This window comes from Paenibacillus sp. FSL F4-0122 (assembly GCF_038002845.1).
Lineage (GTDB): Bacteria > Bacillota > Bacilli > Paenibacillales > Paenibacillaceae > Paenibacillus_AQ > Paenibacillus_AQ odorifer.
The window spans coordinates 483,873-503,312 of the sequence record NZ_JBBODI010000001.1 but is presented as its reverse complement, the minus strand read 5'-3'; the positions used below and the strand labels follow the sequence as shown (position 1 = coordinate 503,312).

Genomic DNA, 19,440 nt, shown 5'->3' with positions numbered 1-19,440 from the left:
TGAATTATTCAGGGGCGTTTTTTTGTTTTTATTTTTTAGGTATTTTGTAATTTCCGGTGTAAATGCCGAAGTAAAAAGATGAGACGGGAGCTGTAAATTATGAAAGCAAGTGAAATTCGTTCCAAATGGCTTAAGTTTTTTGAAAGTAAAGGTCACAAGATTGAACCAAGTGCGTCCCTCGTTCCTCACAACGATCCTTCGCTTCTGTGGATCAATGCGGGTATGGCACCTTTGAAAGTATACTTCGATGGCCGGGAGGTTCCAGAAAATCCGCGCCTGACTAACTCACAAAAATGTATTCGTACCAATGATATCGAGAATGTGGGTAAGACACGCCGTCACCATACATTTTTCGAGATGCTGGGTAACTTCTCCATCGGCGATTATTTCAAAGAAGAAGCTATCACATGGGCTTGGGAGTTCCTAACCGGCAAAGAGTGGATCGGCTTTGACCCGGAACGTATTTCCGTAACGGTGTACGCAGAGGATGAAGAGGCATTTAAGCTGTGGAATGAAAAGGTTGGCCTGCCTGCTGAACGCATCATTAAGCTGGGCGACGAAAATTTCTGGGATATTGGCGAAGGCCCATGCGGTCCTTGCTCGGAAATCTTTTATGACCGCGGAGAAGCTTACGGCAGTGATATGAGCGATCCGGAAATGTATCCAGGCGGAGAAAATGAACGTTGGCTGGAAGTATGGAACTTGGTGTTCTCACAATTCAACCATAACAAGGATGGCAGCTATACGCCGCTTCCGAATAAAAACATTGATACAGGTGCTGGTTTGGAGCGTTTTGCATCCATTCTACAGGATGTAGATTCCAACTTCGACACTGATTTGTTCCAACCTATTATTCAAAAGACAGCACAGCTCGCGGGTGTAACTTATAAAGATAACGTTGAGCAGGATATCGCGCTTAAAGTAATCGCTGACCATGTGCGTACCGTTACTTTTGCAGTAGGGGATGGAGTACTTCCTTCTAATGAAGGACGCGGTTATATTATCCGCCGTTTGCTTCGCCGTGCTGTTCGGTACGGAAAGACCTTGGGTCTGGATCGTCCATTCCTGTATGAGCTGACTGAAACCGTTGGCGAAATTATGGGTGTCTACTATCCATCCGTTGTGGACAACCGCGAATATATCGCAAAGATTATTCGTACTGAAGAAGAACGTTTCCACGAAACATTGTCTGACGGATTGGCTATTTTGGGTGAGATCAGTGCTAAAGCAAAAGCAGAGGGTCTCAGCAATATTGCTGGAGCCGATGCATTTAAGTTATATGATACTTATGGATTCCCATTTGACTTGACCGAAGATTTCGCAGCGGAGCAAGGATTAACTGTAGACCGTGAAGGTTTTGATGCGGCTATGCAGGAGCAACGTGACCGTGCAAGAGCTGCACGTCATGATGGCGGCAGCATGAAGATTCAGGGAGGCGCACTAGCAGACCTGACGGTTAAAAGTGAATTTGTTGGATATAATGACTCGGTAACAGAGTCGAAAATCCTGGCTATTGTTGTGGGTGATGAATTGGTAGATGTCGCCGGCGAAGGCGCAGAATGCCAAGTTATTCTTGAAGCAACACCGTTCTATGCTGAGAGCGGCGGACAAGTAAGTGACACCGGTGTGCTTACTGGGAGTTCAGTTACGGCTAAGGTAAAAGGACTCTTTAAAGCGCCGCACGGCCAACACGTACATTTGGTAACTGTGGAAGCGGGAGAATTGAAAGTGGGCGAATCCGTTCGCGCGGAAGTGGATCGTGCAGAGCGTGAAGATATCGTGAAGAACCACACAGCTACCCATTTATTGCACAAAGCGCTTAAAGAAGTTCTTGGCGGGCATGTTAATCAAGCGGGATCTTTAGTGGAAGGTGCTCGTTTGCGGTTTGACTTCTCCCATTTTGGAGCGATTACTCCAGAAGAACTGAGCGATATCGAACATCGCGTAAATGCACAAATCTGGCGCGGTCTAGATGTAGTGATTGAGAACAAGCCGATTGATGAAGCTAAAGCAATGGGAGCAATGGCGCTCTTTGGTGAAAAATACGGTAATATCGTCCGTGTCGTTCAAGTGGGCGATTACAGTCTTGAGCTTTGCGGTGGTTGTCATGTATCCAACACGTCGCAAATCGGAATTTTCAAGCTGCTTAGCGAAAGTGGCATTGGATCCGGAGTGCGCCGCATCGAGGCAGTTACCGGACGTTACGCTTACCAGTTCACTGAAAGCCAGCTAGATTTGCTCAAACAATCAGCAGGCCTTCTCAAGTCTTCTCTGAATGACGTTCCGAAACGGATCGAAGCGCTGCATAACCAGGTGCGTGAGCTTTCACGTGAGAATGAATCTCTGCAATCCAAGCTGAGCGCTACTTTTGCTGCTGAACTTACAAGCAGTGTGAAGACAGTTGGTGCAGGTACGCAGCTCCTGGCTGTTGCTGTTCAAGCAGGTAATATGGATGCTTTGCGTTCTACAGCGGATGAATTGAAATCCAAGCTTCCGGATGCAGTGCTTGTATTAGGTGCGGCGATGGATGATAAGGTGAACTTTGTAGTATCTGTACCGCAAGACCTTGTGAAGAAAGGTTTCCACGCTGGTAAACTCGTTAAAGAAATCGCAGCGGTTTGCGGCGGCGGCGGTGGCGGGCGTCCAGATATGGCGCAAGCCGGCGGTAAAGATGCTTCTAAGCTAAACGAAGCATTGGCAAAGGCTGAAGAATTGGTAGCTTCCTTAGCCTAAGTTAAAATTACGAAACCATTTCTCTAACTAAACGTATTACGAGAAAACATAGCGGTACTGAGAGTTTGATATCAGTACCGCTACTCTTTATTAGCAGGATGTTAGATTATTCATGAAGAATTGTGCTTGACAATAGCTTAAAAGCCAAAAATATCATAATTTTTGTAGAGAAAATGCCAAAAAAAGCGTTAATAACGGGCAGGATTTCCTCGTTGGGGCATGAATATGTTATGATAAAGGAAGCAAGCGAGCTGCACAGTAGCAACTTTGCGAAGCCGTCCCAAAAGGCGATTTTGCAGAAGGAAGGTGTCACAAATGGACTCCATGGACAAAACGGTCAAATTCAATGTGAAGGGCGACGAAAAGGAAGCTTCTCCCCAGGAAATATTGCTAGCAGTATACGATGCACTGGTGGAGAAAGAGTATCATCCGATCAATCAGATCGTAGGGTATCTTCTTTCCGGAGATCCGGCTTATATTCCGCGCCATAACAATGCGAGAAGTTTGGTCCGGAGAAAAGAACGTGATGAGCTGATTGAAGAGCTGGTTAGATTCTATCTCGTCAATCACAGGGTGGACAATCCGAAATGAAGAAAAAGTTAGGTTTAGATTACGGCGACCGTAGAATCGGTGTAGCCACAAGCGATGTTTTTGGCTGGACGGCACAAGCTCTTGAAACGATTGAGCGCCGAGGTACGGGTAATGAGTTCGAACGCATTCGTGAACTTGTTGCAGAGCACGAAATTGGAGAGATTGTAGTTGGTCTGCCGAAGAATATGAACGGCTCAGTAGGACCCCGGGGCGAAATCTGTATTGAATTCGCTGATAAGTTACGGGAAGAGTTAGAAATGCCCGTACACCTTTGGGATGAGCGTCTGACGACGGTATCCGCAGAGCGGGTGCTGATTGAAGGGGACGTCAGCCGGAAGAAACGCAAGGGGATTGTGGATAAAATGGCTGCAGCCCTGATTTTGCAAAATTTTTTGGATGCTAACAGTAAAAGGTGAGGGGTGCGAGGATATGACAAACGAACAGATTGGCCAAGAGGAAGAACCGGAAATTATCTATATTCCCGATGAGGAAGGTAATGAAGAGGAATTCGAGGTCATTATGAAGTTTGAGGTTGATGGCTCGGACGCTAAGTATATGATGGTGGTTCCGCTAGACTCCGAGGACGAGGAAACCGATGAGGTATACGCGTTCCGTTATGTGGAAGAAGGCGACGATCTTCAATTGTTCATGATCGATAATGATGAGGAGTGGGCGATTGTCGAAGAGACTTTCAACACACTGGTCGACGAGTTGGACGGAGGATCGGAGAATGACTGAGATATCCGCTGATCAAGCGGTGTGGACTTCACGGCTTAAAGAAGCATACGGAGAAACTGTAGAACTGGAAGATGAGCAAGGCAAATCTTCCATTTACGATATTATCGCCGAATTTGAAGTCGGTGATCGCGGATATGCGGTGCTGAAAGGCTCTGGCAAAGACGTGGAGTATGAAATCCTGCGTATCGTTGTCTCTTCTGACGGACTTCCGGAATTGGAGAGCATTATGGACGATGAAGAGTGGGAAGACATCTCTGAGCTATACGATGAGATGACTTTTCCAGCAGATGGCGCTGAATAAATCTTAAACATGTACGTTACATTTATGATGGGCACGGAAGAGGGCGGAGAATTCCGCGCTCTTTTTGCTTGAAATGCGAGCAATATCCTGTATAAACATCAATTTAAGGAAATATATATTGAATTTTAGGCAATACACTTTTATACTTTATAGTCGGAAAGTGAGGAACCAGACTTGAAATCCGCAATCCGTACTGTGTTAATCATTATTCTTTTGCTGGCAGCAGCAGGAGGTGGGGGAGCATGGTACATTTGGAACGGGATGCAGCCGGTAGAGCCTGCAGGTCCTGCTGTAACATTTACGATAGAGAAGGGCATGGGAAGTGCGGAGATTGCTGATCTGCTTGAGCAGAATGGCATTATCCGTAAGAGTCTTTTTTTTAAGGGATATTTGAAATGGACTAAAGAAGGCTCTAGCTTCAAAGCAGGTACTTATATCGCTAAGCCGGGTGACAGCTATGATGAACTCATTGCGAGATTAAATGCAGGTGATGTAGTTAAGGAAGAAACTGTGGTCTTTACCATCCCCGAAGGATATACTGCTGAGCAGATCGCTAAGAAGCTCGCTGAAGCTTGGAATCAGGATGCGGCTACTTTTCTTGAAATTATGGATACTGGTGCAGGTTTGAAGGGGATTGATATTCTGGGTATCCCGCAGGATAAGAATCTTCGCCACCGTCTTGAAGGATATTTATTTCCCGAAACCTATGAACTGGCCAAGGATAGCACGCCCCAGGAAGTTGTAGAAGCACTTTTGGATCAGTTCCAGAAGAAGCTGGATACGATTCCCGACTGGCAGCAAAAGCTAGAAACGCGTGGATTGTCTCTGCATGAACTGTTAACCGTAGCCTCGCTGGTAGAGCGGGAAGTTGTGGTGGATAGTGAACGTCCGCTTGTGGCTGGGGTTATTTATAACCGCCTAAAGAAAGAACAGAAGCTGGAGATTGACGCTACCGTTCAATATTTACTCAATAAGCAGAAGGAAAGACTTTTGTATAAAGATTTAGAAGTTGATAATCCATATAATACGTATAAGAATATTGGACTTCCTCCGGGACCTATTAGTAATCCGGGGCTGGAGTCCATTCAGGCGGCACTCGAACCAGAAGCTTCTGAATATTATTTCTATGTGACCAAAAAAGATGGTACACAGGGCCATTTGTTTGCTAAGACCTACAAGGAACATTTAGCCAATATCGAAAAAAGCAAGCAAGAATCGAAGTAAACTATTAAAATGAAGAGTGGTGCGGTTGAAATAACTGTACAAGTAGGAGGTACAACATGACTAACAAACCGGAATTGCTGGTGACGGCAGCGTCCTTAGAGGAAGCTGCTGCTCTGCTGGATGCCGGAGCAGATGCGCTGCTCATTGGGGATGACCGTTTCGGGATGCGGCTTGCTGGACATTTCTCTCTGGAGGATACAGCGACTGTCGTAGAAATGGCGCATTCGCGAGGCTGCAAAGTGTATGCAAGCTTGGGTGGGCTGATGTCTAACCGTCTGCTGGATGAGCTTCCTGACTATGTGAAGGCTTTAGGTGAGCTTGGCATTGATGGTGTTGAATTCGGGGATCCAGCTGTGTTAACCACAGTGAAGAAAGAAGCGCCAGTAATGAAGCTGCACTGGAATGCGGAAATGACTTCCACCAACTATGCGACCGCGAATTACTGGGGACGCAAGGGGGCTTCTCGTGTCGTGCTGGCCCGTGAGCTGAATATGGATGAAATGACGGAAATGGTTCCGCTTTTGGAGATTGAGGCACAGGTGCAGGTTCATGGAATGACTAATATATACCATTCCAAGCGGAAGCTTGTTGAAAGCTATATGTCACATCAAGGCCGTCCTAGTGATGGAGGAAGTCTCGGGAAGGAACGCGGACTATTTCTGATTGAGGAAGAACGAGATGACCAGAAATTCCCGATTTATGAAGACGAGAACGGCACTCATATTATGAGCTCGGATGATATTTGTATTTTGGAGGATCTGCATATTCTGATGGCTGCAGGTATACACAGCCTTAAGATTGAGGGACTCTTGAAATCGATAGCGTATAATGTGACGGTTGTGAAGACTTATCGTAAAGCTATAGATCTTTATGCGGCTGATCCGGAAGGTTATGCCTTCGATGAGGAATGGATGGATGTAATCAGAACGGTGCAGGACCCTGAACGGGAGTTAAGCTTCGGATTTTTCTATAAAGAGCAAGTATATTAAGTTTGACAAAAATAAAGAGGTTATAGGTCCCCACGAAGATTAGGACAGCATTTATAGCATGTGACTTAGCTTTGTGGGGCGATGGAGGGGAGAACAGGAATGGGAACCATGACAAAGCCGCAATATAAGGGCAAACGTTACCGTCTGGACAAACCGGAGCTCCTCGCTCCGGCTGGTAATTTGGAAAAATTGAAGTTCGCAGTACACTATGGTGCGGATGCTGTTTATATCGGAGGACAACAATACGGCTTGCGTTCCGGCGCAGATAATTTCAGCTTCGAGGAAATGCGCGAAGGTGTTGAATTCGCCAAGAAATATGGCGCTAAGGTATTTGTTGCAACAAACATTTATGCTCACAATGAAGATGTCGCGGGAATTGAAGAATACCTGCGTAACTTATATGAAGCTGGCATTGCTGCTATTATCGTAGCTGATCCAATCATTGTAGATACAGCACGCCGGTTAGTGCCTGGACTTGAAGTGCATTTGAGTACACAGCAGTCTACATTGAACTGGCAAGCGGTGTCCTTCTGGAAAGAAGAGGGGCTTCCGCGTGTTGTTTTGGGCCGTGAGACAAGCCTGGAAGAGATTGCTGAGATTAAAAAACATGTCGACATTGAAATCGAAAGCTTCATCCATGGTGCCATGTGCTCCTCATATTCGGGTCGTTGTGTATTGTCCAACCATTTCACCGACCGTGATTCCAATCGCGGGGGCTGTTGCCAGTCTTGCCGCTGGAAATATGATTTGTTTGAGGATGCACGTCCGGAAGGGACTTGGGTGTCTGAGGAAGAGCAGGCTGAAGCGAAATCTCCAGCTCCTCTGCTTCCAGGTGTAACTCAGATTCCACTGCATCAGCAAGGAGATAATCCCTTCTCCATGGGCTCTAAGGATCTGTGTATGCTGGAAAGTATACCTGAACTGATTGAAGTGGGCATCGACAGCTTCAAGATCGAAGGGCGAATGAAGTCAATCCACTATGTGGCTACTGTCGTAAATGCATATCGTAAAGCCATTGATGCTTATATGGCAGATCCGGAAGGGTATGAATTGAAGCAGGAATGGATGGATGAGCTTAACAAAGCGGCTAACCGTCCGCTAAACACAGGATTCTTCTATGATACTCCGGATCATGAAGATCATATCTATGAGCCTGAAGAAAAAGCAGCTCCGTATGATTTTGCCGGACTTGTAATTGAATACGATGCTGAAAGTGGTACGGCACTAGTTCAACAGCGCAATCACTTTAAGCCAGGTCAGGAAGTAGAATTCTTTGGACCTAACGATACGTTCTTCAAGCAAACGGTTGGCGAAATATGGGATGAGAAAGGCAATTCGCTTGATGCCGCCCGTCATCCACTGCAACCTATTCGCATGAAGGTAGATCAACCAGTTGCATACTTTGATATGATGCGTAAGAAGAAGTTTTAATAAAAAACAGGGAAGCTTTTGGTCATCCAAGAGCCTCCCTGTTTTTCTTTTTGACAAAGCGAACAATAAGTTATATATATTAGGGATTAACAAATATATCCAAGGGAGGAGGTCCAACAAGCTATTTATTATGATTAAACATACATAGGTTAAAAGTTGTAAAAAAAGTCTCGTAAAGCTAAGGAAAAAGACCTAATACGCCGATATATATATTGGTTAACGCTTTCATGCGTATTCTAATATTAGCGGGTAGGTGATCAAGATGGGGGATCCTGATCAAGATAGTATTAGTGAAAAGCATAATGAGAGAAGGTTTAGCATGAATAAAAAGAATAAGAAATCGGCGATTACAGGAAACAAGGAAACAAGCAAGATTGAAGGGGCAGGCAAGACACCTAAGTTTAATTTGAAGAATGGAATAGATTTACGGGGACAGATCAAAAGAGTTAATCCTATGGAATCTGTTGGCGTGAAGATATTCCTGATATTTTTGTGTGCAATTGTAATTGTGGTAATGGCACTTGGACTGCTATCTTATTCAAAAGCCAAGAAGACAATTAAGAACAACGTATCGGAAGCCTACCGTCAGACTATTATTCAGACCTCAGAGAAGTTAGATATTACTTTGAAGCAGTACGAGAACTTGGCTTTACAGCTTTATTTTGATGCGCAGATGCAAGAAGATTTGAAGTCTTTAGTGACTGCACAATCTTCCTATGAGAAATTTGAAGCTACAAGCGCAGTAAGTAAAAAGTTGTCCAGTCAGATTACAACGGATTCTAATATTCTTAGTGTTTCTTTGATCCCGGAGTCACCTGATCAAGACATTGTTACAAGTGGCAGTGGCGGCATTAAGTTAGATAACATTAGAGAACAAGAATGGTATAAGAAGATTGTCGACAACACTGCATCTTATGAATCCTACTATTCTAAAGGTGATGGTGATGCGGCCAAGAACATATGGTTCTCTACAGCTGTTCAAGGTGATGGAGACAAAAATATTGCTATGGCAAGATCTCTCAAAACCCTGGGCTCAGGTACAGGATACATAGTCATCCTTGTGTTGAAGAATACATTGCTGGAGGAATCATTCGCAAGTGTCCAGCTGGGAGATGGCTCTCGAATTCAACTTGTCACTCCTGATGGAACCGTAGTAGCTTCTTCGGATTCAAAAGACGATGGTAAACCTTCAGAGTTTGCTTTTATTCAGGCAAGTAAAAAAGATAACAAGAGTTTGGATGAAAAAGATACAAACGGGGAAGAAATCCTTGCTGTCTTTAATCCAATGATCCGGGCGGATTGGAAGTTGGCAGGGGTAGTCCCAACAGATGAGCTAGTGAAAGAAGCACGTCCGATTCTGTTGACTACTTTTATTGCGGCTGCTGGCGCGGCTCTTCTAGCCATAGTAATCGGGATTTGGATGGTGCGTATGATTGCTCGTCCTCTAGCTCGCTTGAAGGATCTTATGGTACAAGGTGCAGGTGGTGATCTTAGTGTACGTACAGAATATGTATCTAAGGATGAAATTGGCCAGCTGTCAGCTTCCTTTAACGTGATGATGGAGCGTATTACTGAGCTTGTATCGCAAACGACAGAAACCGCTCGGGATGTGCTGGAGACCGCTGGTGAGCTTGGTGAAGCCTCACGTAAGACAGCTATTTCTGCGAAGGAAATCGCAGCCGCTACGGAAGAAATTGCCGGTGGGGCAGGCAGCCTGGCGCTCGAAGCTGAACGTGGTAATGAGCTTACAGATGTGATAGCTACGCAAATGCAGACTGTGATTTATGCCAACACTGAGATGGATGAAGCAGCACGTGGGGTTGGTGAAGCTAGTGCTCAAGGTGCTAAGCAATTAACGGACCTGCTGGATCAGACCAGCCGCACTGGAGAAAAAACAAGTGCGCTTGTCGAACGTGTCAACCACCTGAAGGAGACCGTATTCTCCGTAATTAAGGTGTTGGATGTGATGAAGAGTATCACGCAGCAGACGAATATTTTATCATTAAATGCGACAATAGAAGCCGCTCGTGCAGGAGAAGCTGGTAAGGGCTTTATGGTAGTTGCGGGTGAAGTGCGGCAGCTTGCTGACCAATCGAAGCAATCTATTGCCCTTGTTGCTGGAATTACGGATAAGATCATGGCGGAAATGAACGAAACGGAAGCTGTATTATCCGAAGTAGCACCACTGTTTAAAGAACAAGTAAGCTCTGTGAAGAGTACAAGTGATATCTTCTTGTCCGTAAAAGGACAGATGGATGAATTCATAACAAGCTTAGAATCGGTAACAACAGCGATTAGCAGTCTGAATCATTCACAAGGTGTGTTGTCAGAGGCTATGGGGAATGTTAGCGCCGTAGCAGAACAGTCTTCAGCAACTTCCGAAGAAGTAGCTTCCCTCAGTAATGAACAGCAAAATGTAAGTGATCAACTCGTTTCATTATCTGGCAAGCTGGAAAGTGCTTCAGGTCAATTGAAGGACAAACTGTCATTATTCACTATAAAATGAGTGGATTCATCACTAATCTCTAAATTGTTTACCTAACAAAACCGCTTCTTCAACATGAAGAGGCGGTTTGTTGTTGTGTAATGAAGAACTACACCGTATAATAACTTTGTTAGGTATTTGTTATAATTTAATAACAAGTTAGGTAAAAAGTATTAAGGAGAAGGACCAAATGAAAGGTAGACGCATCTCTGGCTGGTGGTCCGTTATCGGGGACATGAGCATGGAACGCAAGCTGCTCCTCGTCTTTTTAATTATCATTACCCTCCCGCTATCCTTCATCAGTGTATTTACCTTCAAGAGCTACTCAGAATCTATTCAGGGGAACACTATTGCTTATTCTGAGAAATTAATCGATCAAATGATGGATGGAGTAGACGATTATATCGAAGATATGAAGCGTATTTCATCTATGCCCGCCTATGTGAATGATATCAAACTTAATTTAATACGTTCAAACCGCTACCATGAGCAGAAAAAGATTATGGGAGGCGCAACTGGGAGTGCTACTTTATCACCCGGTGATTTTGATCTACTGTTGTCCATTCAACGGGGGATAGAGGGCAACATTTCGTTTATTAACAATATTAAGCGAGGCGCGAACTCGGTTTATATTTTTGACGCTTACGGAAATGGTTATTATTCTGCGAAGGATGGTGGCGTACGGCTCGATCTCGAGCAAAGCTATAAATACTGGAGCCAGCAGACTAAGGATTCCAGCGGAGAAGCATTATTGTTCGGTACTCAGGCGTATACAAGTAATCTGCAGAGCACCCGATATGCTTTTACCGTTGTTCGCAAAATCGTGGATGGCTTGTTAAATCCAATCGGGCTGATTGCGGTTGAAGCGAATATCAGCAATTTGGAGAATCAAGTTACGGAGCTGGATAAAGTCACCCATGGGAAGTCGTTGATTGTGGATGAGAAAGGAATGGTCATCTACGACAGCGACAAGAAGCTGCTGGCCACAGATATTTCTGATTCAGACTTGTTCAAAAGAGTTGGGGGAATTTCTGGAAGCTTCTATGATACAGTCAACGGAAAAGAGCGCTTAAATATATACTCTGGTTCTGCCAAAACCAATTGGAAGGTAATTATCTCTATACCTGTTGATGTACTGATGCGTGATGTGAAGGTGACCCGTAATACAACACTTGCTGCTACATTAAGTATCATTGTACTGGCGTTAATTATTTCGATTATTCTTTCCGTTGCCCTTACTAAATCGCTGACTCAAATGATTCAATTGATGAAAAAAGTTCAGGGTGGCGATCTGGATGTGATGTTCAGAGTTAAACGGCGTGACGAAATTGGTCTGCTGGGGCATCAATTCAATCGTATGTTAGCCCGAATCAGGCAGCTAATTCAGGATATCTACCGCATAGAAGAACAGAAAAAGGAAGCAGAGCTTCATGCGCTGCAGAGCCAAATCAATCCTCATTTTATCTATAACACACTGGAGTCGATCCGAATGACCGCTGAGCTGAATGATGATGTCGAAGCTGCGGATATGATCTCTATTCTGGGCAAACTGCTACGGTATAGTACAAGTGATCTGAGCGGTAATACGACATTGAAGCAAGAGCTTGGATATGTGCGTAATTATGTTGAGCTGCTTAACTATCGTTATCCTAACCGGTTTTTGCTGGATATTGATGTGCCGAAGGCGTTAGATAATTACTCTATTATCAAGCTGGTCTTCCAGCCCATCATTGAGAATGCTGCTTATCATGGCTTAGATGATAATAAGCCGCAAATGCATTTAAGCATCCACTGTGAGATTACAGAGCAAATGCTGTTGTTTCATATCAAAGACGACGGTATCGGAATGGATGAGAAGACTTTGGAGAAATTGAATGATGGGCTGCAGAACGAAAGTCCTCCTAAGAAAAGCATTAACGGGGGCATAGGCATGAAAAATGTACAGCAGCGAGTGCGTCTTCATTATGGAGCGGCATTTGGGATCCAGGTATATAGTGAGCTTGGACGAGGGACCGATGTTATTTTGTCGCTGCCATTACTGGAGCCGGAAATGATTGGCTTACCTGAGTAACGAAATAAGAGGGGGCTGTCCGTTGAAGGGGTTGAAATTAGAATGGACTATGCGAACCATACTGTTACTTCTCTTGGTGTTATTGAGTAGTAGCTGTGCCAATAACAATAAGCAGGCGCAATCCACTCCGCCTCCAGTTGGAGACGAGGTGATGTCTGACTTGTCCGGCACCATAGTCATGATGACCAATCGAATAGATCTGATTGAGAACGGAACTTTTCAAGGATACGCGGACCAGTTTAAACAGAGATACCCCGAAGCCAATGTGGAATTTGAAGGTTTGTCCAATTATGCAACGGATATTCTGGTACGGCTGTCCACGAAAGATGCCGGTGATGTACTGCTGCTTCCGGTGAATCTTCCGGCAAAGGAGCTGGATTATTTTTTCGAACCGCTGGATGAAGAAACCGCTGCTAGTGAGCGTTTCACTTCTTTTGCTACGTATAACGGGAAACGTTATGGGCTGTCCACTGGGACTACTACGGTTGGGATTGTCTATAATAAAAGGGCATTCGAAAAAGCAGGGATAACTACTGTTCCGAAGACACTGGATGAATTCTACGAAGCTTGTGCGAAATTAAAACAAGCGGGTATTATCCCCCTATATATGAATTATGGGGCCGTCTGGCCTTTACGTGAATGGGGGAACAGTCTGGTTAACTATATGACAGGCAATCCAGAGTATCTAAATAATATGGTAAATGAGGATAGCCCATGGCAGCTTGATAATGAGTGGGGGAAATCAATTTCCATTGCTCGAACCTTAATTGGTAAAGGCTACGTAGAAGATGAACTATTCTCGAACAATTGGGAGATATCAAAGACTAGGCTAGCTAAAGGTCAAGCAGGAATGTATTTACTGGGGAATTGGACGATTGGACAAGTCCTTGATGTGGGGGCTGAACCGGATGATATAGGATTCTTCCCGTTTCCTTATGATAATGGCAGCACTCATTATGCACCGATCAATCCAGATTGGTTCATGGGGGTTAGTAAATACACCAAGAACAAAGAGCTTGCTATGGCGTGGTTGAATTTTTTTGTAAAGGAGACTTCCTATCGGGATGACTGGGGATTCCTTCCGGCTGATGGAAGCTTGAATTCCTCTATGTCGCAGTACCGTGAGTTTTTATCTTATAAGCCTAAGCTACTTGATGCTACCGTACAAAGTGATGCGTTCATCGATCTGGCGAATAGAGCCAAGCTGTCCTTTTGGTCCGGGGATTACATTCAGGAGTTACTGGCTGCGCCTGATTTACAAAAGGCTTTTGACGAATTGAATGCAAAATGGAAGGAAGCGCGGGCAGGAACATCAGAAACTTCTCAGCCTTAAAGTTAGTACTACATAAATTTGATGACATTCTCTGGAGGGTTATATATGGCTAAAAAGGTCACTATGCAAAAAATCGCTGATCATCTCGGCGTATCCAAATTCGTTGTTTCCAAGTCACTTTCGGGTAAAGGCGGCGTTAATGAGACGACAAGAGAACGAGTGATTCAAGCGGCATCGCAGCTGGGTTATTTTACGCAAAAAAATGCTTTTGTCCAAGGCATAAAACGCACCCCTCCGGTAGGTGGCGGTGATCGGAATAAGCAATCCGTGCTTGTGTTAATGCCGAATATTCGTTCTCAGACGCAGGATTCCTTGTATTGGGGGAAAATTGTGGATGGTATTGCTATTGCGCTGGATCAGGAAGGGCTTGGGATGGTCATTATCTCTGAGAATCGTGCGGATAATTTCGTCAATATTTTGAATCCAAATGGAATCCTTGGCTTAGTAGGTGTGGGACAAATCTCTACTTCCTTACTGCTTGAGGTGCATCGTATTGGTCTGCCGATGGTGTTGATTGACCATGAAGATCCGCTAATTCCAAGTGATACCGTGTTTGCAAATAATGTGGATTCCATGGCTCGACTTACGAATCATTTGATGGGAACAGGCCATACCCAAATGCATTTTATCGGCAATATTGGATTCTCACGCAGTTTCCGCGACCGGTGGATTGGCTTCCGGAGTGCGCTGGAGGAGAGCGGAATAAGACTGCCTTTGGAAGATGATGCGAATCTTTTTCTGGAAGGGGTGGAGGAAGACTTATTTCAGGAGGATTTTAAAAGCTGGGTGAATAAGCGTAAAAAAGCCAAAACACTCCCGACAGCCTTGGTCTGCGCTAACGACTCCACAGCCCTTTCGGTCAGTGACATTCTTAAGGAAGAAGGGTTTAATATTCCGAAGGATATCTCAGTTACAGGCTTTGATAATATTGAGGATGCCTTAAGAGGAGTTCCACCGCTTACAACTGTTCATGTTCCTAAAGAAGCGATGGGCCGAGCCGCAGTGGAGAAACTTCTGAGCCGTATTCATAATCCTTCTGCGCCGCTTGAGAAAATACTTATCGCAGCGGACATTGTTCATCGTGATTCTGTGGATAAGCCGCGAGACTAGAACTATGTTGTGATTTGCTTGAGTAAGGGGGAGTTTAGCTATGACAGAACCAGTTGTCATGCCAAGGATTGAAGGCGAACAGATTCAACTACGAGGTGTACAAGTATCCGATCTGGAGGTTTATTATAATTTTTTGCTTGATGTTGAGATGGGGCAATTAACAGGATCACAAGGAGATTTCTCCCGTGAGCAAACAGCAGCTTGGATTCGTAAGATTAGTGTTCCAGCCGAGGATCGTGTAGATCTTATGATTATAGTAAAGGACACGGGTGAGCTCATTGGAGAAGTGGTACTAAATGAAATAGATCCGGACAATCGTAGTGCAAATATCCGAATCGGCATTTGTGGACATGAACATCGGGGTAAGGGTTACGGTACTGAAGCTATGACTCAAATGCTACGATATGGCTTTGAAACTTTGAAGCTGCACCGCATCCATCTCGGCGTATATACTTTTAACCCCAGAGCCGTTCATGTCTATGAGAAGCTTGGTTTTCAACGCGATGGTGTGGAGCGGGATGCTCTTTATGTAGACGGAGAGTTTCATAACATGATTCTGATGTCCATGCTTGAGGAGGAGTTCCGCAGTTTGTACAATTAAAAAAAGTGAATCTACGGTAAGGAAGATTGTAAGTAACTTCCTCACCAGATTCACTATGAATATTAGTCTGTAATATTTCCAGCCATTTTGAGGCGTTTGGCAATTTCTTTAAAGTCTTCGGGGGAGATTCCTGGAGCGAATTCCTCTTCGACTGCCGGAGCAACGGGGATCGGAAAACCTTTAGGGGCTCCCTGAATGACTTCAAGCGGAAGATTATCCTCCGGGTGGGTTCCCTTCCAAATCTGATCGATGGCGCCGAAGTCACTTTCACTCCAGGTGTATAGCTTGGTGTGCACGCCTTTTTCTTCATATTTTTTTGCTTCACTGAATGATTTATTATTTAACGAAGGAATCGGCACGAGCTTAGTTACATTAACACCTGTTGCCACTTCGATTGCTTTGGCATAAGCGACCACGTGGACACCACCACGGACTAAAAGGAATCCGACTACAGCGCGTGCAGCTGGATGGTCTGTCATTTCGTAGACCTTCATTTTATGTGTTCTGGCTCCGCATTCGAGGAAGAAGTTATGTAGCAGATCTTCCACTAGGTTGCCGCTATTAAATACGTTTGCTCCGGTCCACGGGTTCCCCGTTGAATCAAAAGGCATAGCCCCTTGTGCACCAGCCAGAAAGTGATAGGATAGACGCGCATCTTTTGCGGACCCTAGAGGGGTGGAATCGGGCTCTTTATAACTTGTTGACCCTCGAAGACATTTGTTGATGGCATGCGAAACCAGCTCGACGTGGCCAAGCTCTTCCGCTGTTATGCTCATCACCAAATCATAAAAGGGCTTCAGTTTGTCTTTTGAACGGAAATTAAAGGATTGAAAGAGGTAATTGTTAAGGGTCGACATTTCTCCGAACTTTCCGCCAAGCAATTCCTGAACAGCGGCAGCAGCATTGGGATCGGGCTTCTCAACTTCAGGAATCTCGATCATGATTTCATCCATACGTTTGAACATTAATATCTCAGCCTCCTTGAGGTTAGGGGTTACTGAGCTATTTTGAGCTTAATCTATAGGAATTACTCATGAATGGGTTGAAAAGTATGGATGTGCGTCATGTAAATGGCTTTTTGTGTCGAAAAGGCAAACTGCAAATACTATCAAATACGCATAGTAACCCGCTAATGGACACAGCTGACCCTATATGCAGTATTATCCGATATTTGCAATACTAACGGACTCCAGAGCAGCTATCGTCCTAGAAAACGCCCCAAATGGACCTCTTTTCAGGGAATAGCGTCGTTGGAGTCCGAAAACATACTTTAAAGGCTAAATATATGTGAATAGCGTCATCTGAGTCCTTAAGATACTTTAGATGATTGATATTCGCTTGAAGCAAACAGTGAATGATTAAAACGCAGAGCAGCGATCCTCCAATAATAGGAGAATCGCTGCTCTGTTGATTTCTAGGGTTTATGAAACCTTATTTACAATGCTAAATTACGGTCAATAAGAGCAATACGTTGCTGTACACAAGCATAAGAGCGAAGTGGATCCTCTGGAGTGTTCAGCACATAATCTAACATTTGGTCAACGGTAGTTGTAGCCACGTGGATACGAGTGTCGGAGGATGCGTAGTAAATATAGATTTCACCGTTATCACGTGCAATCACGCCATTACAGAACACGACATTGGAGACATCGCCGACACGTTCTTCACCATCTGGTGCGATGAAATGACCGCCAGGTGAATGAGTGACTTTGTTTGGCTCATCCAGATCAGACAAGAAAGCATATAGTACGTATCGGAGTCCAGCAGCTGTGTTGCGTACACCATGAGCAATATGCAGCCAGCCTTTTGCAGTTTTGATTGGAGCCGGACCTTGGCCGTTTTTAACTTCCTTGATGGTATGGTAGTGGCGTTCATCCATGATGGTCTCACTAGTAATTACGGCATCTTCAATTGTATCCGAGAGTCCCCAGCCGATACCGCCACCGGAACCTGCATCGATAAAGCCATCTTGTGGGCGAGTGTAGAAGGCGTATTTTCCATCTACAAATTCAGGGTGGAGCACGACATTACGCTGCTGAGCAGAGCCTGTTTTGAGATCCGCCAGACGTTCCCAGGTTTTCAGATCTTTGGTGCGAACAATACCACACTGTGCTACTGCGCTAGAAAGGTCACCATGTGGAGCTTCTGGATCTTTGCGTTCTGTACAGAAGAGGCCGTAGATCCAGCCATCTTCATGGCTTACGAGGCGCATGTCGTAGACGTTGATATCAGGAACTTCTGTCTCAGGCAGCACAACTGGATGATCCCAGAAGCGGAAGCCGTCTACGCCATTGTCGCTTTCTGCTACAGCGAAAAAAGATTTGCGGTCATTGCCTTCAACCCGAGCAACAAGATAGAATTTGCCGTTCAGTGCAATAGCACCCGGGTTGAAGACGCCGTTGACGCCAATTCTTTCGGCAAAATTAGGGTTGGTGTCTGGGTTAAAATCATAACGCCAGATTAAGGGCGCATGCTCAGCAGTTAGCAGTGGATGAGTATAACGGTCATAAATGCCGTTTCCATAAGGAAGCTTTTCGTTCTTGCGGGCGATCAGGGCTTCATAACGTTCTGTTAATTGTTGTTTGCGTTCTTGGAATAATGATGACATTAGATAGTCTCCTTTATAGTTGATTTCAGTCGTGCGATCATTTCGAAGCAGGCTCTGCTGTTATGATAAGGACATTTCCAGGCGCTAACCTTTGATCCGTGAGGCAGGGGCTGAAGGTTCTCGTCCACGCCCCAGTACCATTCACCGAGCTTGTGATCCACCATGTATTTATCGATAAAAGTCCAGGAGGCTTGGGCAGCCTCATTAAATTTGCTGTCACCAGTCAGCTGATAAGCATTATAGAATCCAACAACCGCCTCAGCTTGCGGCCACCAATCTTTATCTTTGCTCAGCAGCCCGCTTGGGTCAGCTTCATTCCATATCCCACCATCGCTATCTATACCTTCCGCAAGAACGGCTTCTGCCATGGAGACAGCGACTGTTCGCACACGCTGCAGCAGCAGCTCTTCTCCAAGGGTTTCAGCAGCTTCCACCAGCAGCCAGCTTCCTTCGATGTCATGTCCGTAGGAGATAATATCTGATTTCACATTCCATCCCTCATCTAAGAAAAGATGAAAATGCTGGCCTTTCTGATCAATGATATGATCCAGCATCGTTTCGATTAGCTCAGTTAGCGTGCTCTTTAGCTCCTCCGACTTCCATACCCGATAGAGACCGGTATACGCTTCCAGAACATGCAGATGGGTATTCATAGATTTTTTTTCATTCATATCCTTGCTGCTGAGACTGAGGTTATCAGTGATTTGCCATTCCCGTGATAAAGCTTCGACATAACCTTTATAAATAGAATCATAGCCGTATTTCTCAACTAGCTGGAATAATTGAATCGCATCCTCTAAGACTTCTGGACGTCCGGTCGCATGGTAGAATTCAGCCAGTGCGTAGATAGCAAAGGATTGGCCATAGATCTGCTTTTTCTCTTGAGAAGGTCTGCCCTCAGCATCCACCATCCAGTATAATCCGCCATACTCTTTATCAATGAAGTGTTCCATCAGATAGGTATAAGCACGTTCTGCCATCGCCAGATATTCCGGTTTACCGTAGATCCGGTAAGCGCTCGCAAAGGACCAAAGGATCCGGGCATTAAGCACAAGGCTTTTCTCTGCGTTAGGAGTAATGTTCAGCTGATTGTCGATCTCACCTACAAAACCGCCGTTTACTTCGTCCTTCGTCTGTTTCATCCAAAAACTAAGAATATTATCCTGCAGCTCATCCTCAAGTTGGGTCAACCATAATTCTGGTGAATTAATCATTGTAATCAGTC

16 protein-coding genes are annotated in these 19,440 nt (G+C 44.9%); 13 read left to right on the top strand and 3 right to left on the bottom strand.

The window, feature by feature from the left end; translation table 11 throughout:
* Positions 1-99 precede the first annotated feature (99 nt).
* The 13 genes from alaS (at position 100) to MHH49_RS02010 (ending at position 15,607) form a co-directional block, all read left to right on the top strand.
* Positions 100-2,733, top strand: coding sequence for an alanine--tRNA ligase (gene alaS / locus MHH49_RS02070; protein ID WP_036675605.1), 2,634 nt, complete (start codon positions 100-102; stop codon positions 2,731-2,733).
* A 315-nt stretch (positions 2,734-3,048) separates the two neighbouring features.
* Positions 3,049-3,324: an IreB family regulatory phosphoprotein gene (locus MHH49_RS02065; protein WP_036675601.1), complete on the top strand. Its 276-nt coding sequence runs from the start codon at positions 3,049-3,051 to the stop codon at positions 3,322-3,324.
* The gene (ruvX, locus tag MHH49_RS02060; RefSeq protein WP_036675598.1) at positions 3,321-3,740 is read left to right on the top strand and encodes a Holliday junction resolvase RuvX; all 420 of its coding nucleotides are present in this window, start codon (positions 3,321-3,323) and stop codon (positions 3,738-3,740) included. Before MHH49_RS02065 ends, ruvX begins: the two co-directional genes overlap by 4 nt.
* Before the next feature lie 13 nt (positions 3,741-3,753).
* The gene (locus MHH49_RS02055) at positions 3,754-4,062 is read left to right on the top strand and encodes a DUF1292 domain-containing protein (RefSeq protein ID WP_038569507.1); all 309 of its coding nucleotides are present in this window, start codon (positions 3,754-3,756) and stop codon (positions 4,060-4,062) included.
* Complete coding sequence (locus tag MHH49_RS02050) at positions 4,055-4,363, top strand: DUF1292 domain-containing protein (RefSeq protein ID WP_076104918.1); 309 nt, start codon at positions 4,055-4,057, stop codon at positions 4,361-4,363. The genes MHH49_RS02055 and MHH49_RS02050 overlap by 8 nt, the downstream gene beginning before the upstream one ends.
* Before the next feature lie 174 nt (positions 4,364-4,537).
* Positions 4,538-5,587, top strand: a complete 1,050-nt coding sequence (gene mltG, locus MHH49_RS02045) for an endolytic transglycosylase MltG (protein WP_235219365.1) — start codon at positions 4,538-4,540, stop codon at positions 5,585-5,587.
* Between the two features lie 56 nt (positions 5,588-5,643).
* The gene (locus MHH49_RS02040) at positions 5,644-6,576 is read left to right on the top strand and encodes a peptidase U32 family protein (RefSeq protein ID WP_038569509.1); all 933 of its coding nucleotides are present in this window, start codon (positions 5,644-5,646) and stop codon (positions 6,574-6,576) included.
* 99 nt (positions 6,577-6,675) lie between these two features.
* Positions 6,676-8,007, top strand: coding sequence for a peptidase U32 family protein (locus MHH49_RS02035; RefSeq protein WP_341137847.1), 1,332 nt, complete (start codon positions 6,676-6,678; stop codon positions 8,005-8,007).
* A 319-nt stretch (positions 8,008-8,326) separates the two neighbouring features.
* Positions 8,327-10,513, top strand: coding sequence for a methyl-accepting chemotaxis protein (locus tag MHH49_RS02030; RefSeq protein WP_235219364.1), 2,187 nt, complete (start codon positions 8,327-8,329; stop codon positions 10,511-10,513).
* Between the two features lie 169 nt (positions 10,514-10,682).
* The gene (locus MHH49_RS02025) at positions 10,683-12,563 is read left to right on the top strand and encodes a cache domain-containing sensor histidine kinase (RefSeq protein WP_036675579.1); all 1,881 of its coding nucleotides are present in this window, start codon (positions 10,683-10,685) and stop codon (positions 12,561-12,563) included.
* A 22-nt stretch (positions 12,564-12,585) separates the two neighbouring features.
* Entirely contained in the window at positions 12,586-13,896 is a 1,311-nt protein-coding gene (locus tag MHH49_RS02020) for an ABC transporter substrate-binding protein (protein ID WP_052096880.1), read from the top strand.
* A 45-nt stretch (positions 13,897-13,941) separates the two neighbouring features.
* Positions 13,942-15,006: a LacI family DNA-binding transcriptional regulator gene (locus MHH49_RS02015; protein WP_038569512.1), complete on the top strand. Its 1,065-nt coding sequence runs from the start codon at positions 13,942-13,944 to the stop codon at positions 15,004-15,006.
* A gap of 40 nt (positions 15,007-15,046) precedes the next feature.
* Positions 15,047-15,607 (top strand): GNAT family N-acetyltransferase, encoded by a 561-nt coding sequence (locus MHH49_RS02010; RefSeq protein WP_076274233.1) that lies wholly within the window; start codon positions 15,047-15,049, stop codon positions 15,605-15,607.
* Between the two features lie 62 nt (positions 15,608-15,669).
* Here MHH49_RS02010 and MHH49_RS02005 read toward each other — a convergent pair whose 3' ends face one another.
* From MHH49_RS02005 to MHH49_RS01995, 3 genes are all read right to left on the bottom strand, one after another.
* On the bottom strand, positions 15,670-16,572 hold the full coding sequence (locus MHH49_RS02005; protein WP_036675571.1) for a manganese catalase family protein: 903 nt from the start codon (positions 16,570-16,572) through the stop codon (positions 15,670-15,672).
* A gap of 470 nt (positions 16,573-17,042) precedes the next feature.
* Positions 17,043-18,215, bottom strand: a complete 1,173-nt coding sequence (locus MHH49_RS02000) for a glycoside hydrolase family 130 protein (protein WP_038569513.1) — start codon at positions 18,213-18,215, stop codon at positions 17,043-17,045.
* The gene (locus tag MHH49_RS01995; RefSeq protein ID WP_341137846.1) at positions 18,215-19,429 is read right to left on the bottom strand and encodes an AGE family epimerase/isomerase; all 1,215 of its coding nucleotides are present in this window, start codon (positions 19,427-19,429) and stop codon (positions 18,215-18,217) included. The genes MHH49_RS02000 and MHH49_RS01995 overlap by 1 nt, the downstream gene beginning before the upstream one ends.
* Positions 19,430-19,440: the final 11 nt, after the last annotated feature.

What these genes read in the sequence shown, in the direction of transcription:
- MHH49_RS02055 (WP_038569507.1), top strand. Translation starts at nt 3,754, where the DNA reads ATGACAAACGAACAGATTGGCCAAGAGGAAGAACCGGAAATTATCTAT.
- MHH49_RS02025 (WP_036675579.1), top strand. Translation starts at nt 10,683, where the DNA reads ATGAAAGGTAGACGCATCTCTGGCTGGTGGTCCGTTATCGGGGACATG.
- MHH49_RS02065 (WP_036675601.1), top strand. Translation starts at nt 3,049, where the DNA reads ATGGACTCCATGGACAAAACGGTCAAATTCAATGTGAAGGGCGACGAA.
- MHH49_RS02000 (WP_038569513.1), bottom strand. Translation starts at nt 18,215, where the DNA reads ATGTCATCATTATTCCAAGAACGCAAACAACAATTAACAGAACGTTAT.
- MHH49_RS02050 (WP_076104918.1), top strand. Translation starts at nt 4,055, where the DNA reads ATGACTGAGATATCCGCTGATCAAGCGGTGTGGACTTCACGGCTTAAA.
- MHH49_RS02005 (WP_036675571.1), bottom strand. Translation starts at nt 16,572, where the DNA reads ATGTTCAAACGTATGGATGAAATCATGATCGAGATTCCTGAAGTTGAG.
- MHH49_RS02030 (WP_235219364.1), top strand. Translation starts at nt 8,327, where the DNA reads ATGAATAAAAAGAATAAGAAATCGGCGATTACAGGAAACAAGGAAACA.
- MHH49_RS02010 (WP_076274233.1), top strand. Translation starts at nt 15,047, where the DNA reads ATGACAGAACCAGTTGTCATGCCAAGGATTGAAGGCGAACAGATTCAA.
- MHH49_RS02040 (WP_038569509.1), top strand. Translation starts at nt 5,644, where the DNA reads ATGACTAACAAACCGGAATTGCTGGTGACGGCAGCGTCCTTAGAGGAA.
- ruvX (WP_036675598.1), top strand. Translation starts at nt 3,321, where the DNA reads ATGAAGAAAAAGTTAGGTTTAGATTACGGCGACCGTAGAATCGGTGTA.
- MHH49_RS01995 (WP_341137846.1), bottom strand. Translation starts at nt 19,429, where the DNA reads ATGATTAATTCACCAGAATTATGGTTGACCCAACTTGAGGATGAGCTG.
- alaS (WP_036675605.1), top strand. Translation starts at nt 100, where the DNA reads ATGAAAGCAAGTGAAATTCGTTCCAAATGGCTTAAGTTTTTTGAAAGT.
- MHH49_RS02035 (WP_341137847.1), top strand. Translation starts at nt 6,676, where the DNA reads ATGGGAACCATGACAAAGCCGCAATATAAGGGCAAACGTTACCGTCTG.
- MHH49_RS02015 (WP_038569512.1), top strand. Translation starts at nt 13,942, where the DNA reads ATGGCTAAAAAGGTCACTATGCAAAAAATCGCTGATCATCTCGGCGTA.